We start from the raw sequence: 17,713 nt of genomic DNA on the forward strand, positions 1-17,713 counted from the left end.
TCCTACTAAAAGTCTCTCCGGATCTTCAATTTACACTGTAAATATTTGCCGTTATGAGCTGAGCATGATTTGCGATGGCTTCGAAAAACGTCGTTGCGGTTGAGTAATAAAGCCCTGGAAGCCGTCGACAAAAAGCTCGGATAATCGCTCAAGCTGAGTTTCCGTTTCGACGCGCGTGGCGATGGTCATGATATCAAGGCTGTGCGCTGTGCGTGAAATGGATGAGAGCACTTGAGATTTGGTTGGGTCGTTCAGTTGATGGGTGTAAGCGAAATCAATTTTGACATAGTTAGGACGAAAATCAGTTAAGTAATCGAGCGACTTAAAATGGCGGCCGTAATTGTCGACGCCAAAGCCGAATTGATAAAAACGGATCGCAGCGCAAAGCAAACTGGTTGCGTCAGGTTGATGAATGAAGCTGGATTCTGATATTTCAAAAAAGAGTCGCCCGGCCAATGCCTGGTTGTTATCGAGCAGCTTGTTGAGCCAGTGAATAAATGCCGGATCACAGGTGCTGTTGTTGGTCAGGTTGATCGACAAAGGGCCGAGTTGGGGATCGGCATTGAGCCGGTTCACCAATTGGGCGATAACGTGACGGTCAAATAAAGTGCCGACGCCGAGATCTTCAATGGCGCCGAGAAACTGACTGGCAGCATAAAGCTGGTCCCCTTTCTGAATGGCGCTGAATACTTCATGATGATAAATCTCTTGCTGACCGGCGATGACTGGCTGAAACCGATAGCTGAACAGATCGTTGTCAATCGCTTCGATTAGCAGAGACTTCCATTGCTGTTTTCCCATCGCAACCTGGCTGGCCGGCTCGGACATCAGGGCGATAAGTTGCGATGACTGCGCCGCCTGACTCAGCGCATTATCTAGCTGTGTCAGCAAGGTGCTGGCACTGGATGCCTGGTGATTGAGGATCAGGCCGACGTGAGCGGGGGCGGCTTGCTGGCTACCAACGCGCGTTTGCTGTTGGGTGACGACGCTGAGCATGACCTGGCCGATTTCAGATAACTTTTCCTGGCTGATATCCGGCGCCAGCAAGGCAAATTCATCATAGGAAAGTCGGGCCAGAGTGAGATCACTGTAGATGATCGCTTCATTGAGTTCGTCAGCGATATCACGTACCAGCTGATCGCCCGCTGTAAATCCATGCTGCCGATAACATTCATCAATGAGTGAGGTCTTCATGAGTGCCAGCCCGCCTTTGGCTGAATTGGCCAGCCATGAATTGAGCTGGCTGATGAAGAAACTGCGGTTTCCCATTCCCGACACCTGATCCCGATAGACTTGTTCCCGCAATTTCATGGCTTCTTTCGCCTGGCTCTTAAAGTTTTTCTCCAATTGCACCGTGACATGGTTAATGGCCTTGGCCACCTGCTTTAAGTCGCTGGGCGCGGGGAGCGCCAGCGGCGCGCCAAACTGATTGCGCAGCAATGCATCGGCGCGCGTGGCCAAAAGGTGCAGCGGCTTGAGTTGATGATGAAGGACCAGGTAGAGGGTACTCAGTGCCAGGATCAGGCTGAAAGTTAAGCTGAGCAGCGCATTGCTGGCGGCTTGCCACCCATGCAGATAAAGCAATTGCGGATCGGTAGAGACCGTCAATCTGGCCACCAGGCTTTTGTGATCGGCTATGAGGTAGGACTGGGTTTGGCTGGGGAAAAAATCAAGTGCGCGGAACCAGTCGGGTGTTTGCACGACTGGGGGAAGCGCGACTGAAACAGTCATCTCCTGCGCCAGCAGTTCCAGTTGGGCGTTCTGCCAGTGAGCTGTATGGGCCAGCTCAGATAACCGCTGTTGCAGTTGGTGCTGATCCGGTTGTTGTAATTGCGGGTGCAGCGCTTGGCCAGCCAACTGGATATTGCGACTTAACTGGGCGGTGTGATCTTGTTTGAGTTGCTGGTATTGGGCGGCGATAAGCCAGGCTGTGATGGCAACGTGAATTACCAAGAAGATGGCAACCAGTGGCTGTAGCAACTGTTTCTTTAAAGTCATAAGGCACACTCATGCAGTGTTCAAATTCAGGCTCCGGTCTGCTTGTATGATTGTGGCGCTGAGCTGTTGAAGAATATGAATCACTGCGTCGACAAGATTTAGCAACATGAAATCATCTGGCTGGCGCAGGTTGCCCGGCCGCGACTTCTGACGGAAAAGGATAACCAAATTTAACAAAGTTCCACTGTGATGATGGGGAAAGATGATTGCGGGTGAACGGTTTCGGAAGATACATCGAAAAATTCGTGTACGAGCGATGTGATTTCAGCGTAAAGATCTGCGCCCGAGGGACCTTGCTGCATGTGGCCGGCACATCAGCTGTGTGCCGGCAGGGTGTGGAGAGGGCGCAGGGGCGTTAGCTACTCAGCTTGAAATCATCTTTATCAATATTGTGTTTTTTCATCTTGTCATATAGCGTCTTGCGCGCTAATCCCAATTCTGACTGTACTTCTTTTAAGCGGCCATGATGGCGTTTAAGCGCATCAATCAGCAGGGTGTATTCGAACTGGTGGATACGCTCGGCGAGGCTGGCGGTTTGTGGGCTGTCGTCAAATGTGTTGGTCTCATTCAGGCTCGATATATCGCCCATCAGGACCATACGCTCAGCGAGGTTGCGGAGTTCACGAACATTCCCTGGCCAGTCATGCGCCAGCAGGCTCTGGAGCTGCTCCAGACCGACCTGCGGTGGTTCAATTCCGTAACGGGTTGCGGTGGTGCGGATAAAGTTCTGAAACAGCATCGGAATATCGTCTTTGCGCTCGCGCAGCGGTGGAATATGCACGCTCACCACGTTGAGCCGGTAGTACAGGTCGTGACGAAACAAGCCGCGCTCACTGAGCTGCTGTAAATCGGTTTTGGTAGCAGCCACAATACGCAGATCTAAATCGATAGCTTTATTGGTGCCGAGCGGTTCGACCCGGCGCTCTTCCAGGACCCGCAACAGCTTGACCTGCAGTGACATCGGCATGGATTCGATTTCATCGAGAAACAGGGTTCCGCCATTGGCATGGGTAATCTTGCCCACCCGTTTTTTCTGAGCGCCGGTAAAAGCGCCGGGCTCGTAACCGAACAACTCACTTTCAATCATGGTTTCCGGAATGGCGCCACAGTTGATGGGTACAAAAGGTTGATGCTGGCGGACACTGTGGTCGTGGAGGAAACGGGCGACCAGCTCTTTGCCGGTGCCGGTTTCACCGTGGATCATCACATCGGCCGGCGTATCTTTGATATGAGACAGAATACGGCGTAGTTGTTTGATTTGCGGGGTATTGCCGAGGATGCGTTGCCCGGGGCCGCTTTGCGCTTCGAGTTCGCGGCGCAGCTCGCGGTTTTCCAGGATGAGCTCACGTTTGTCCGAAGCGCGTTTGACCACATCAAGCAGGTTATCGGTCGAGAACGGCTTTTCGAGAAAATCGTAGGCCCCGAGGCGCATAGCTTCGACTGCCATCGAGATATCGCCGTGTCCGGTCAGTAGGATCACCGAAAGCTCAGGGTCGATTGCCAGCGCTCGCTTGAGAAACTCCAGGCCGTTGATCCCCGGCATGTTGATATCGGAAATGATCACCCCCGGGTACTGGTTATCCAGCGCCTCCAGCGCAGGCTTGGCCCCGGAATACAGGTGGACCTCGTAATCTTCCAGCGCCAGGGTTTGTCCCAGCGCGTCGCGGATCGACTTTTCATCATCAATAAATATTACTTGTGGCTTCATACGCTATCCTCAGTACTACGGGGCAAGGTGATCACGAACTCCGCGCCACCACCGGGGTGGTCGGTTACGGTGAGCTGGCCGGAAAAGGCGTCGATGATCCGGTGGGAAACCGTTAGCCCCAGCCCCAGTCCGTCATCTTTGGTGGTAAAGAAGGGGGTGAAAATCTGTTGTTTCTGCTCAGCGTCCATGCCCGGGCCATTGTCCCAGATCCGAACTTCCACCCAGTCGCGATCTGCCTGAAGCTGGATCCCGATTTGTGGCTGCTGTCGGCCCGCCAGTGCCTGGATAGCATTATGCAGCAGGTTGACTAGTACTTGTTCAAACTGGATGGCGTCGGCGTTGACCCGGATGTCCGGAGGCAACTCACTGACCCGCAGAATGATCCCTTCTTTGATCAGCTTATTATGGAGCAAGGTGGTGGCGGCACGAATGGCATCAGCGACAACGGTCCGGTTACTGGTCTCACTGCCCTGGGCTTTGCGTGCAAAAACTTTGAAGCGGGCAATGATATCAGCCACAGTCTGATTGAGGTGAATGATTTCATCTAAGTTGCTGGCAACGGCTTCATAGCGTTGTTTTGCCAGCAATTTGCGCGAGTTTTCTGAATAGGTGCGCATGGCGGCCAGCGGCTGGTTTATTTCATGGTTGATACTGGCAGACAACTCGCCGAGTGTCGCCAGTTTGGCCGCCTGGATCAGCTCACTTTGGGTTTGTTTTAATTCGGCCTGGCTCAGCTCATATTGCTTGACGGTATCGCGCAGCCGCTGGTTGCTCTCAAGTAAATTATTGGTGCGCTTAATGACCAGTTGCTCGAGTCTATCATTGAGCTGTGCAAGTGCCTGCTGGGCGCTGCGGGTCTGCCACCAGGACGTGATCGCCAGACATAACAAGGTGTAGATCAGGCTAAACATCAAGAGTGCCAGGAGGACATAACGATAGGCCGCATTGACCGGGCTGAATCCGTATATCGTCCAGCCAGCCTGAACCATATCGCGGCTGGCGACGACAAATGAAGCCTGGTGATCCTGTGCCGGCAGGGTCATCTGGTTAATGTTGTTTTGTTGAAACGTCGCCAGCTCTCGGTAAGCTGTCAGTGGCGTGAGTGGCGCATTGCCATATTGGCGCGATGCAAAAATCTGGGTTTTTTGTTGCGGTGTCAGCGGAACCAGCGCGTGATAGAGCCAGCTGGGCTCCGAGCTGTAAAAAATGACTCCGAACGGATCAGCGATGGCATATTCCAGATCTTCGTACTGCCAAATGTCTTCAATCAGCGACAGGTCGACTTTGATGGTCAGCACCCCAATGATCTCCGACTGGTGGTAAACCGGCGAGGAAAAATAGTAGCCGCGCTTATTCGAGCGTACGCCCAGGGCAAAGAATTGTCCTTTGCCACCGATGATGGCATCCCGGAAGTAAGGACGATAGCCGTAATTGTGACCGACGAAGCTGTCGGCCTGCTGCCAGTTACTGGCGGCCAGGGTGGTGCCGGATTGGTTGAGCAGATATATCGTATCAGCGCCGAGAATGGACGCCCACTGCTCAAGCAGTTCACTGGTCGTCTGGTATTGATCGACCTCGGACTCGGAGGGGAGCACTGCCGCCGTATCAATCAGCAAAGGGTTCAGCAGGCGCGGATCCCGGGCCAGCACTTCCGGTAACTTGCTGTATCGCATAAGTTGGGCATCGAGTTTTTGTCCCAGTTGATTGACTTTGAGGGTCAGCTTTTCCGTGGTATGCCGGCCGACCTGGTGGTAAGTCAGATAGCCCAGGGCGGCGCAGAGCAGGCTCCCGATGCCTGCCATCACAATCAGATATTTGAATTTATGCACGTTAATCATCCGGCTATGTTGAACCGGCTTGTATAGCAAACTTTGGCAACGGAAAAAACGAGCTGGCTTGCAGAGCTGTAAGACAGGATGAAAATAGAGGCTAAACAGCTGAAAATCAGGTCATTTTGTTTTCTGAACTTGTTTTTCTGTCCCCCTGGGCGCACAATTTCCTCAGCATAACCAAACGCGGAGTTAACAATGGAACTGTCTGATATTCGTCGTGAGTATACTCGTGGCGGCTTACGGCGTGATGATTTACCTGAAGAGCCATTGCGCTTGTTCGACAAATGGCTTCAACAAGCGGTGGAGGCTCAGCTCACCGATCCGACGGCGATGACCGTTGCAACGGTCGATCCGCAGGGCCAGCCTTATCAGCGAATTGTATTGCTGAAACACTTTGATCAGAACGGGTTCGTTTTCTATACCAACCTCGGCAGCCGCAAGGCGGCGCAGTTGGAGGAAAACCCGCGCATCAGCCTCCATTTTCCCTGGCACCCGCTCGAGCGTCAGGTGCATATCACCGGCGAAGTCGAAAAATTATCAAAAATGGAAGTCATGAAGTACTTTTCGTCCCGACCGAAGGAGAGTCAGATTGCAGCTTGGGCCAGCAAGCAGAGCAGCCGCATTTCAGCACGTCAGGCCCTTGAGGGTAAATTTATGGAGCTTAAACAAAAATTTGCCAAAGGAGAGGTGCCATTACCGACATTTTGGGGCGGTTATCGGGTCAAAGTGAGCAGTATTGAATTCTGGCAGGGGGGTGCCAACCGGCTACATGACCGATTTTTGTTTACCCGTGAAGGGGAGCAGTGGCAGATTGAACGCCTGGCACCCTGATCGGGGGCAGCCTAGTAGTCACAGCGCGAAGCATAACAAAAAAGGTGTAGCGAAAGCTGCACCTTTGTTGTTATGTGCACTCACTCTGATCGGTTGAACCCGTGATTTAGCTATTTTCATGAAGTGAGTACTTACAGATCTTGTGATTGAGATATGATATTTCCGGGTTTAATGCCTTTGTTTTCTTTGTGCTATCTACCAATCAAGCGTAAAGTAAACGAACTCTATAGAAAGAGTTATTTTACTTTATTCTAAATTATTATGAATTAATAGCAGGCAATACAGTGTGGTTGCTTGTTTTTAAATTTATTTATCGTTTTTCAGTCAATTTGATCCGTTGTTTGATATGCCAGTTTGGAAAAACACGATGTTCCGGATCGGGATATGCGTATCGTTATTCTTTTAAAATAACCGAGAGCTGCCGCTTGAGCATACTTTCCGGAATATTAGATCCATAGCCTAAATCCAGTGCGAGATCGACTAACTCATTTTTTGAGTTAGCATTAAATTTTTCGCGCAGCCGCAAGACATAATTTTCGACTGTCTTGACAGAGACATTGAGGACCTTGGCGATGTACTGCGGCTTTTTGCCGTACAGCAGTAGAAACAGCACCTCGGATTCACGGGTGTTTAAGGCGATAGGATGGTTGGTGAGATCCAGGTTGAACGAGGCCTGCTCTTTGGTACTGAGGCCGGCTGCGCGGCAAATCCAGTGACCCACTTCCAAAATTGCCGTGTCTTTGAGTTCGACCCCGGAAAAAATCGTTCCCACCGTTTCATTATCCTGATTTTTCCAGGGGGTCTTCGTGAATAAATGTGCACGCCAGCTACCGTCGGAATAGGGGTGGATATCTAATATCCGCATCCGGTTTCCGGTGTTCATCACTAAATGGTCCTGCTCTTGAAATGAATCGGCGCATTCAACGGTTGGGCTTGGCATATCAAAATCAGTTCGGCCGATACAATCCAAATGATGGTCGACACCAATAATTTTTCCGTATTCTTCATTGGCATAAACAAATACAGAGTCTTCATCTTTACATCCCCAACATCCGGGAAGTTGATCAAAAAGATGGATAAGTGAGGGATCGACTTTTTCTTTCACGGTGCGTCGCCTGGTATATAGCGGATTGATTCACGGACTGGACAAAGTGTAATTGAAAGAAGAAATCTTACAATATCCGAATGCCGGATATTTGGGCATAAATCCAGATAAAGCAAAAAAAAGCCGGTCCAAGATGACCGGCAAAGACAAGAGTTTGACTCCGAAGAGCACAATCCTGTACGACGTGTAGAAGAGGTATCCAATTTAGTTCATATCTCTGATATGAGGGTGTATATCAAAGAAAACTCAATTGGCATGTATCCGATTGGATACTGCAGACAGTGAACTGTGTAGTTGCTCCCTGTCTACGAAATGAAATATAGCGAATAGCGCGTCGTGAAAGAAGGGGGGAAATCACCTATTGACAACTGAAAGAGTATGTGAAAGAGGAGGGTTTTCTCAGTGTGGTCATATGGACGAAGAAATTATGCATTATGTTGATTCTTTTGTGAAAATAAAAAATGGAGCAAAAGCTCCATTTTTTATTAACTATTCATCTTCGCCGCATGAACCTGATTGACTCACATCGTCTGAATCTCGGGGCATCATGGTTGGGTGCGTCATTCCGTCTCCCCGGCTTTAGACAAGCTCAAACCACATAAAGTAGCCGTAAGCAACAATTAAGGCCGGCAGTGTTGAGTACACGGTTGCCATCAGGGCTGCTTTCGGTGCCAGGGCGATGGCCGGGAACAGGGCATCCCCGTCATTGCTGATGGCATTACCCAATTGTGCAGATAGCGGTACTGCGCCGGTAAGATATAAACTGGTGACCAAAATTTGCGGTCCGCAGCCAGGAAGCAGCCCGACCATCACCCCCATCAGTGGCAGCAACAGATACCACTGGGATAAAAATGTGGCAGGCTCCAGCCCGGTCCAGAAAAGGGTTAGCTCAAACAGCAGGAATGCGCCAATCACCCAACTGGTGACGAAGTTGGTATCCTGGGCAACGCGCTGAAACAGGCTGTTGGTGGTGGGTTTGGGATCTTCGGAAACTGCCGACTGATAGTCCGTGACATCCCGGCTGGTTGCCCACAGGAGCATGGCGGTGAGGGCCGCAATGGCACCGATGATGCTGGTTGTGCCGCTGCCAAGGTGCCACACCTGATCGATATCGATCTGAAGTGAGCCCATCACGGCAATGATCGAAGCGGGTAACAGCGCCCATTGCCAGAACAGCCCTTGCAGCTTCATTGCTGAAGCCGTCGTTGGTTGAACGGTGGACTGACAGGCGGCAGGTGTGACTTTTTTGGCGGTTGCCGGGCGCATAAAATCAGCGCCGTGGATTCGATCCACCACCAGGCCGGAGATGAGGCCCACGACAAAGCCAGTAGCAACAATGGCCAGGCCGGTACTTGGTTGGGCTGCGAGGAGCAGGAAAGCGGCATCACCCATGGTGGCGGTCAGCACAGCCACCACGGCCCCAAAGCTCAGCTTGCCACTGACAAACTGAGTGATCACCACTATCGCCCCACCACATCCGGGCAGCGCCCCCATAAAAGAAGCAAACAGCACCTGATAGCGCGACCGGCCTTCAAGCAGATTTGTTAAATGACCCTGTCGGGTCAGCCGGTCGGCGATGACGTGATAGAGCGCCAGGGTTGCTGCGACATAACTGGCCACTTGCCAGAATGCATCGGCAAGGACGCCGACTGTGAGTTCGTTTGTGCTGGGGGTGAGCAACAATGCGAACAGGCAGACGGGCAGGATCAGTCGTTTATTTGCCAGCCGCCAGCCATGTGAATGCAGCTGTTGGCTGAATACTTTTTGTAGCGATGCCATAGGGGCTCCCGAAACACAGAAAAGATCAAGCTTGATTATTCTCCATACTAAACGCTAATGAGAATGATTATCAAGTGCTTTTGTGTGTTTTGGGAGCCGTTGACTTAGCGCAATAACCCGGAGCTGCTCAGAACGCTGATCCCGACGCTGCAGGTGAGCAGGGATCCCAGCGTCGTCATCGCGATCACATTGGCGGCTAGTCTGGCATTGGCGCCCATGGAGCGGGCCATCACATAGCTGGCTGCAGCGGTGGGGGCCGCGCTCATCAGAAAAATGATCCCCAACTCCATGCCGCGAAAGCCGATCAATCCGCCGGCCAGAGTGATCAACAGCGGAGCGATGATCAAGCGGCCGCAGGTTGAATAATTGGCATGGGAGGAATCCTGGCGTAGCTGGTTGAGATCCAGACTGGCCCCGGTGCAAAGGAGTGCCAGTGGTAGGGTCATGTCGGCAAAATAGCGTCCCGACTGCACCAGCACAGCCGGCACCTCGATCTGCAGCAGGGAAAAGGGAAGGGCGACACAAATACTGAGAATCAAAGGGTTTTTCAGGATTGAGCGCAGCAGTCCGCTCAGGCTGAGCCCTCGCCGGCCACTGGCACGGGTCAGGGTAATGACGGCCAGAATGTTATAGAGCACGGTGATCACCGCGACATATAAAGAGCCGACCACCAGCCCCGTGGTGCCAAAAGCATTGCTGACATAAGCCAGTCCGATGATCCCGGTATTGGCACGAAATGCGCCCTGGACCACAACACCGGTTTCCCGCTTATCTTTCACCAGCCAGGGCGCGATGAGTTCAAATAACAGGAAAACCAGAATGTTGGCAATGACGGCGAAACCGAGCAGGCTAACATTGCCGATTTGCTGCAGATCAGCCCCGACGACACTGAGAAACAGCAGGGCGGGCAGGGTGACGGTAAACACCAGCCGTGAGCCGGACTCGACGAACTTTTCCTCGATCAGGCCGCGGCGGCGTAGAAATACTCCGAGTCCAAGCATGATGAAGATCGGGCCGGTCACGGAGAATGAATAATCAAGCTGGGTCAGAAATTCGTCCATGATTCTGTATCCTTATTGTTTTAACTATTTGTATCACAAATCATTGAATCGCGGTATTTTTCTCTGGAACAATGATCAAGTGTGGCTAGATAACGGTGAATGTCATTTCAATTGGAACGATGATCAAGTAAGGCCTGGCTGGGATCATAGTGCTCGGAAAAATGATCAAGGTTACCTTCGGCGATCTTAATTTTCCGGATTGGATTTCAGCTTGGCTCTTGACGATAGTTGTTGGAACGATGATCAAGTGATCTTTATTGTAAGTGATTGATATATTGTGATAGAGACATTTAGAAATGCCGCTGAGGATTGACTGGTGGTTGGCAGAACACCCCAAAACACCGGGCTTTTTTGTACTGAATCGCAACGGGAATAAATTGAAATGACACTCACCGTAAAGATGACAGGCTTGATCATAGTTCCATCGGCACTTGATCATCGCTCCGTGCTTTCAGATCCAGGCTCTTTGAACCATGACGCGATCCACGAGGGTAGCAGCAAGATCTTGCTATTGTTATTGTGACAGAGCAGAAATTATGTCCAACCCGCAGTGTTTCCCAACGAAAGGATAAACACAGGGGACTGTACTTGGGGAGGGTGGCTGCCTAGTTGTGGTATTCTTCGCCAATAATGGAAATGTAAACCTTACTGAGTTCGATGCGGTATGAATGATAATCACGATCCAACCGTATTTAAGCCGTCTGAATTGATCAAGTTGCCGGAGCAGATGGCGCACCACAACCATGGTTATAACCAGGTGGTGATTGGGTTATCCGGGCAGACAGAGTTTGATATCGAAGGGTACGGGAATCTCGTTTGCCCGGGGCAGGGCTGTCTGGTGACCGCTGAGTCAGAGCATGCTTTTTCCGGGTTGGGCCGGAATGAAATTCTGGTACTCAATATTCCGGTCGACCAGGTGCACCCGAGCTATGCTGGCGATCGGATGATGCGTTTGTTCGAGCAGTCCTCCTATTTTCATCTCGACACTCAGGCCCAGAACCTGATCCAGGCCCTGACGGCGGAAATGGCCGCGCACCCGGATGATTTGCTGCTCAGCAAAGCTTGTACCGATACCCTGATGTGCGTGTTGCAGCGTCACTTTAAGCCGCAGCATGGCGAGCGACAGTTGCAGCGGCTGAACATGGAAATTATCGATCAGTACATCCTTCAGCATCTGACGCGCAAAATCTCTGTAACACAGCTGGCCGGACTGGTTTTTCTCGGCGAGAGCCAGTTTCATTTTTTGTTCAAAGAACAAACAGGAGTGACACCGCACCAGTATGTGCTTAAAAAACGGCTGGAGCTGGCACGGCAGTTGATCGCAGAGACCCAGCTCAGTGTGGCGCAGGTCGCTCAAACATCGGGATTTGCCAGCCAGAGCAGTTTTACCCAGGCCTTTACCCGGCTCTACGGGATGCCGCCGGCCCGGTATCGAAAACTGCATCACTGATGTCATTAACCTATTGAATTTAAAGGCCTGGTTGGGAACGTCCGGGCCTTTTTTATGCGTGGTTTCTGACTGGTTATGAAACTTCCGCCGGATTGGGAGACGATGGATACGCCGGTTTTTGCCCGATAGATACTTGATCATTGTTCCGGAAAACGGCCAAAAATGGAGGGTGTGGGGAAGGGGTTCTTTCCGGCTTGTGTCATGTGATTTTTGCAATAGGCTATATGAAACTGAATTTTTTGCTGTGGTTTTGTGTCAATTTCTGTTAAAAAACGGAGCTTTTATAAAAACTATCGGAGAAAGTAGCAAGACGGCGAGTGCGGCGGAAAAATACAATCCACCTCAATCCTAACACTGGTGTAACATTTATGGGTGAGTCTATCGCCTTTTAAATGGCTTACGCTGGTCTTCAATCAGGTTCTTAATTGAGGGAATGATTATGTTCAATGCGGCAGATGTACTTCAGCCATCTTTTATTGAGCGACCATTGGATGAAATCTGGCAACTGATTTCCCCGCTCTATTCTGTTGATGAGTCTCAATGGCTGGATCAACTCTTGCCGATGGCAGAGCCAACTGAGCAAGAGCGTCAGTTTACTGAGGCTCAGGCAAGCACGCTGATTGAGCGTGTGCGTGCCGATCAGAATGCGATTCAGATGATCGATGCGTTGTTGCTGGAATACAGCCTGGATACCAAAGAAGGTATTTTGCTGATGTGTTTGGCAGAAGCCCTGATGCGTATCCCGGATACTGCCACTGCAGATGCATTGATCCGCGACAAACTCAGCGTCGCCGACTGGAAGTCGCACCTGAAAAGTTCTGATTCGCTGTTTGTCAATGCCTCCACCTGGGGCCTGATGCTGACTGGTAAAGTAGTCACCATGGATGCCAAAGAAGACGGCACGCCAAGCCATGTGATTAACCGACTGGTGAACAAGATGTCTGAGCCGGTGATCCGCCAGGCGATGAACCAGGCGATGAAGATCATGGGCCACCAGTTTGTGCTGGGCCGCAGCATTGCCGAAGCGATGAAAAACGGGAAAGAGAAGCGCGATCAGGGCTTTACTTACTCGTTCGATATGCTGGGTGAAGCTGCGCTGACCGCAGAGGATGCCCAGAAGTACTTTAAAGATTACATCATGGCGATTGAAGCAGTCGGCCGTGATAACTATGGCAACCAGAAAGGCAGCAACACCCGTTCACCGGATCCGACGGTGTCGATCAAGCTGTCGGCACTGCATCCGCGTTATGAAGTGGCGAATGAAGCGCGGGTGCTGGACGAGATGTATGAATCCGTGCTGGCGCTGCTCAAACGCGCGCGTGAGCTGAACGTCGGGATCACCATCGATGCGGAAGAAGCGGATCGTCTTGAGCTGTCGCTGAAGCTGTTTGAAAAACTATACCGTTCGGATGTGGTCCGTGGTTGGGGTCGCTTTGGTCTGGTGATTCAGGCGTACTCTAAGCGTGCTCTGCCGGTTCTGGCCTGGCTGGCCGCACTGAGTAAAGCGCAGGGGGATGTGATCCCGCTGCGTCTGGTGAAAGGAGCGTACTGGGACAGTGAACTGAAACTGTGTCAGCAAAGTGGGTATGACGGTTATCCGGTCTTTACCCGTAAAGAAGGCACAGACTGTTCGTACCTGGCCTGTGCCCGCTTCCTGCTGTCAGATCACCTGCGCGGTTTGATTTACCCGCAGTTTGCCAGTCATAACGCCCACACGGTGTCGGCAATTGTGGCTATGGCCGGTGACAGCCGTAACTTTGAGTTTCAGCGTCTCCATGGGATGGGCGATGCCCTGTATAACCATGTGATGGAAATGCACAAGGTGAATGTCCGGATTTATGCGCCGGTCGGCAGCCACAAAGATTTGTTGCCGTACCTGGTACGTCGTCTGCTGGAGAACGGGGCCAACAGCTCGTTTGTGCACCGTTTGGTGGATGCTGATTGCCCGGTAGAGACCCTGATCCAGCATCCGGTTGATCAGCTGCGCTCGCGTGCCACGCTGCACAACCACCTGATCCCGCTGCCACCGGCAATTTTCGGTGACGAGCGTAAAAACTCCGCCGGGATCAATATTGACATTGAGTCACAATGGCAGCCGTTCTCTGAGGCGGTACAAGGCTTCAAAGAGCATCAGTGGACGGCCGGACCGATCATCAACGGTGAGCACTTGGACGGCAACGAGCAGCCGGTCACGGCGCCATATGATCGCCGCGAGTCGGTGGGTATCGTGGCCCATGCCAGTGCTGCGCAGGCAAGTGCTGCGATTGAAGCCGCCGCCGCCGCGTATCCGGCGTGGTCGGCGCGCCCGGCTGCCGAGCGTGCAGAATATCTGCAGCGCCTGGCGGACTTGCTGGAAGCCAATACCCCGGAGCTGGTGTCCCTGTGTCACCGCGAAGCGGGTAAGACGATTCAGGACAGCATTGATGAAATTCGTGAGGCGGTGGACTTCTGTCGTTTCTATGCGCATCAGGCAGCGACTGAGTTTGCTGAAGCGAAGGAAGTGACCTGCTTTGACGGTACGTCGAAGCTGCTGAGCTACCAGGGCCGGGGCGTCTTTGTTTGTATTAGCCCGTGGAACTTCCCGTTGGCGATCTTCCTCGGTCAGGTGACTGCGGCACTGGCCGCCGGTAACACTGTGGTGGCCAAGCCTGCTGAGCAGACCTCGCTGATTGCCCACCGCGGCATCGAGCTGATGTTGGAAGCCGGCTTGCCGGCAGGTGCAATCCAGTTTGTTCCGGGCACCGGGGCGACCGTTGGGACGCCGCTGACCTCTGATCCGCGCATTGCCGGCGTGGCCTTTACCGGCTCGACGGAGACGGCGCAGCGGATCAACCGCACCCTGGCGGCCCGCGATTGTGAGCCGGCTGTGCTGGTGGCTGAAACCGGAGGTCAGAACGCGATGATTGTTGACAGTACCGCGCTGCCGGAGCAGGTCGTCCGTGACGTGGTTCGCTCAGCCTTTGCTTCCGCCGGTCAGCGTTGTTCGGCACTGCGGGTGCTGTATGTACAGGCTGATATTGCCGATCGCATTATTAGCTTGATCAAAGGCGCGATGGCAGAGCTGGCGGTGGGTCGTCCGGAGCTGCACAGCACAGATGTTGGCCCGGTGATTGACAAAGGTGCCCGTCAGAAGCTGCTGACGCACATTGAATCACTGAAGAACCAGGCCAAACTGGTTGCGCAGGCGAAGCTGGATGAAACCTGTCAGCACGGTGATTTCGTGGCGCCATCGGCGTTTGAAATCAGCGGTATTGATGTGCTGGAGAATGAAAACTTTGGTCCGATCCTTCATATCGTTCGCTTTAAGGCCGACGAGCTTGATCAGGTGATCGATCAAATCAACAACACCGGGTTTGGCCTGACAATGGGGGTTCACAGCCGTAATGAGCGGACTTACTGCCACATTGAACGCCGTGCCCGGGTCGGGAACTGCTATGTGAACCGGGATCAGGTCGGTGCCGTGGTCGGGGTTCAGCCGTTCGGCGGCCAGGGCCTGTCCGGAACCGGTCCGAAAGCGGGTGGTCCACACTATCTGTACCGCTTCACCAAAGATGTGTTTAACGCCTGATGGTTGTTGAGTTGAGAAGGAATAAATGATGACGACACGTATTCAAACGCTGATTGATAGCAGCTCAGCAGCCTGGGAAGGCTGGAACGGACTGGGTTATGAGGCTCGTATTCAAATTCTGGAGCGCTGGACGGAAACGCTGGCGCCGGAAGTTCGGGCGATGGTGGACTTTCAATGTCGTAATGTGGCCGAGCATGTGGCGGAAACGCTGCTGATGCCGGGGCCGACCGGTGAAACCAATGAGCTGTACTGCGCTGGTCGCGGCAGCTTTGTGGTTACGGCTGAGTCCGGGACACCATTGGTTGCGGTGGCAGGGCAAATTGCCGCCGCGCTGGTCACCGGAAATACAGTTTTGGTTTGCCTGCCGTCGGATTTTGAAGTCTCGGCAGGTGAGCTGGTGGCACAGCTGGAAAATTGCGGTTGTGTGGGCGGTGTGATCGCCGCAGTTGATAGTGACGTGTTGGACGAGCTGATCAGCCACCCATCCATTGCAGGGGTGGCTTATGCCGGAGAGCTATCAACATCTCAGACGCTTGCGCGTCAACTGGCTGCCCGTGACGGTTTGCTGGCTCAACTGATCTGTGAAACAGATTGTGAGTCACTGCCTGTGATTGGGAGCCCGACGTATTCACTGCGTTTCGTGACCGAACGGACACGAACCATCAATGTCACAGCAGTCGGGGGTAACGCAACACTGCTGGAACTGGGGAGTGGTGAAGAACATTAACGAGCGTTGTCGCGGCGATACACAGGCGGGAACTCCCGCTGGCGTATCGCCGCTACAGCACAGCTGATAGATTCAGCGCCATAAACAAAGCCCCTGCTATGGACAGGGGCTCAAAGTGAGGGAACTCAAAAATGATAGAAAATAGCTTTGCTATTACAGGAACGTTTATCGTCTACCTGATCGGCATGATGGCGATCGGTTATTATGCATACAAGCGCACATCGGACTCGTCTGACTATTTCCTCGGTGGTCGCTCTCTGGGACCTTGGCCTGCGGCCATTTCGGCTGGTGCCTCTGACATGAGCGGCTGGCTGCTGCTGGGCCTGCCGGGCTACGCTTACGCGGCAGGTATGGAATCCCTGTGGCTGGCGGGTGGCCTGATGCTGGGGACCTGGCTGAACTGGCTGATCTGTGCCAAACGTCTGCGTACATACACCATCACAGCAGATAACTCCATCACACTCCCTGAATATCTGTCTCGTCGTTTCAATGACAACTCGAAACTGATCCAGACGATTTCTGCCTTTTTCATTCTGCTGTTTTTCCTTTTCTATACCAGCTCGGGCCTGGTGGCCGGCGGTAAACTGTTTGAAACCGTCTTCGGCCTGGATTACACCATCGCAGTGATTGTCGGTACCGTCTGCGTGGTGTCCTATACCCTGTTTGGTGGTTTCCTGGCGGTTTCCTGGACTGACCTGGTCCAGGGCCTGCTGATGGCGGCGGCACTGCTTATCGTGCCAATTGCGGCGATGGAAGGCGGTTTCGGTGATCTGAGCGCAGCACTGGAGGCGAAAAACCCAGAGCTGATGACCCTGTTTAACGATGTGAAAGGTGAGCCACTGTCGGCCATTGCGATTATTTCGCTGGCAGCCTGGGGCCTGGGTTACTTCGGTCAGCCGCACATTCTGGCGCGCTTTAATGCGACCCGCTCCAATGCGGATATCGGTACGGCACGCCGGATCGCGGTGACCTGGACGGCGCTGTCGATGGTTGGTGCGGTTCTGGTTGGCCTGGTGGGTATCCTGTATGTTGATAATCAACTGGCGGGCTCGCTGGATGATGGTGAGCGTATCTTCATGCTGCTGGTGAACGCCATCTTCCACCCGGTGATTGCCGGTATCCTGCTGGCAGCGATTCTGGCGGCGATCATGAGTACTGCGGATTCGCAACTGCTGGTGTCGTCCTCTGCCCTGGCGGAAGACTTCTACAAGCAGGTACTTCGTCCGCAGGCATCGACTGAAGAGATCGTGCTGGTTGGCCGTGTCGCAGTGATTGTCCTGTCTGTGATTGCCCTGATGTTGGCGATGAACCCGGACAGCACGGTGCTGGGTCTGGTATCTTATGCTTGGGCCGGCTTCGGTGCAGCCTTCGGTCCAGCCCTGCTGCTGAGCCTGTACTGGAAGGGCATGAACCGCAACGGCGCCCTGGCGGGTATTGTTGTTGGTGCGCTGACCGTGGTGATCTGGAAACAGCTGAGCGGCGGCCTGTTCGACCTGTACGAAATTGTACCGGGCTTTATTTTCGCTATCGTAGCCATTGTTGCGATCAGTAAGGCGACGGGCGGTGCTTCGAAAGAAGTTGAAGCGCAGTTCGATACTTACGAGAAAAACCTGGTTGAGTTTGACTAAGTCAACCTGAGCGAGATAAAAAAGCC

Annotated in this window: 11 protein-coding genes; 5 read left to right on the forward strand and 6 right to left on the reverse strand. The window is 52.9% G+C overall.

Annotation, left to right across the window (positions count from 1 at the left end; translation table 11 throughout):
• Window positions 1-51: 51 nt before the first annotated feature.
• From NNL38_RS19660 to NNL38_RS19670, 3 genes are all read right to left on the reverse strand, one after another.
• Window positions 52-1,998 (reverse strand): EAL domain-containing protein, encoded by a 1,947-nt coding sequence (locus NNL38_RS19660; protein WP_255392136.1) that lies wholly within the window; start codon window positions 1,996-1,998, stop codon window positions 52-54.
• A 355-nt stretch (window positions 1,999-2,353) separates the two neighbouring features.
• Window positions 2,354-3,706, reverse strand: a complete 1,353-nt coding sequence (locus tag NNL38_RS19665) for a sigma-54-dependent transcriptional regulator (RefSeq protein WP_255392137.1) — start codon at window positions 3,704-3,706, stop codon at window positions 2,354-2,356.
• Window positions 3,703-5,544, reverse strand: coding sequence for a sensor histidine kinase (locus NNL38_RS19670; protein WP_255392138.1), 1,842 nt, complete (start codon window positions 5,542-5,544; stop codon window positions 3,703-3,705). The genes NNL38_RS19665 and NNL38_RS19670 overlap by 4 nt, the downstream gene beginning before the upstream one ends.
• 189 nt (window positions 5,545-5,733) lie before the next feature.
• On the opposite strand from NNL38_RS19670, the gene pdxH reads away from it, so the two are divergent.
• On the forward strand, window positions 5,734-6,369 hold the full coding sequence (pdxH, locus tag NNL38_RS19675; protein ID WP_255392139.1) for a pyridoxamine 5'-phosphate oxidase: 636 nt from the start codon (window positions 5,734-5,736) through the stop codon (window positions 6,367-6,369).
• A gap of 394 nt (window positions 6,370-6,763) precedes the next feature.
• Here pdxH and NNL38_RS19680 read toward each other — a convergent pair whose 3' ends face one another.
• The 3 genes from NNL38_RS19680 to NNL38_RS19690 all read right to left on the reverse strand — a co-directional run bounded on the left by NNL38_RS19680 (window position 6,764) and on the right by NNL38_RS19690 (window position 10,314).
• A complete protein-coding gene (locus NNL38_RS19680) occupies window positions 6,764-7,474 on the reverse strand; it encodes a helix-turn-helix transcriptional regulator (protein ID WP_255392140.1) in 711 nt (236 codons plus the stop codon).
• 579 nt (window positions 7,475-8,053) lie between these two features.
• A complete protein-coding gene (locus tag NNL38_RS19685) occupies window positions 8,054-9,253 on the reverse strand; it encodes a putative manganese transporter (RefSeq protein ID WP_255392141.1) in 1,200 nt (399 codons plus the stop codon).
• A 104-nt stretch (window positions 9,254-9,357) separates the two neighbouring features.
• Window positions 9,358-10,314, reverse strand: coding sequence for an AEC family transporter (locus NNL38_RS19690; protein WP_255392142.1), 957 nt, complete (start codon window positions 10,312-10,314; stop codon window positions 9,358-9,360).
• A gap of 664 nt (window positions 10,315-10,978) precedes the next feature.
• Between NNL38_RS19690 and NNL38_RS19695 the strand changes: the two genes are divergently transcribed.
• The 4 genes from NNL38_RS19695 to putP all read left to right on the forward strand — a co-directional run bounded on the left by NNL38_RS19695 (window position 10,979) and on the right by putP (window position 17,687).
• Window positions 10,979-11,764 (forward strand): AraC family transcriptional regulator, encoded by a 786-nt coding sequence (locus NNL38_RS19695; RefSeq protein ID WP_255392143.1) that lies wholly within the window; start codon window positions 10,979-10,981, stop codon window positions 11,762-11,764.
• Window positions 11,765-12,203: 439 nt separating this feature from the next.
• A complete protein-coding gene (gene putA, locus NNL38_RS19700; RefSeq protein WP_255392144.1) occupies window positions 12,204-15,332 on the forward strand; it encodes a bifunctional proline dehydrogenase/L-glutamate gamma-semialdehyde dehydrogenase PutA in 3,129 nt (1,042 codons plus the stop codon).
• A gap of 28 nt (window positions 15,333-15,360) precedes the next feature.
• Window positions 15,361-16,059, forward strand: a complete 699-nt coding sequence (locus NNL38_RS19705; protein ID WP_255392145.1) for an aldehyde dehydrogenase family protein — start codon at window positions 15,361-15,363, stop codon at window positions 16,057-16,059.
• 131 nt (window positions 16,060-16,190) lie between these two features.
• Window positions 16,191-17,687, forward strand: coding sequence for a sodium/proline symporter PutP (gene putP / locus NNL38_RS19710; protein ID WP_255392146.1), 1,497 nt, complete (start codon window positions 16,191-16,193; stop codon window positions 17,685-17,687).
• Window positions 17,688-17,713: the final 26 nt, after the last annotated feature.

This window comes from Photobacterium atrarenae, assembly GCF_024380015.1.
Lineage (GTDB): Bacteria > Pseudomonadota > Gammaproteobacteria > Enterobacterales > Vibrionaceae > Photobacterium > Photobacterium atrarenae.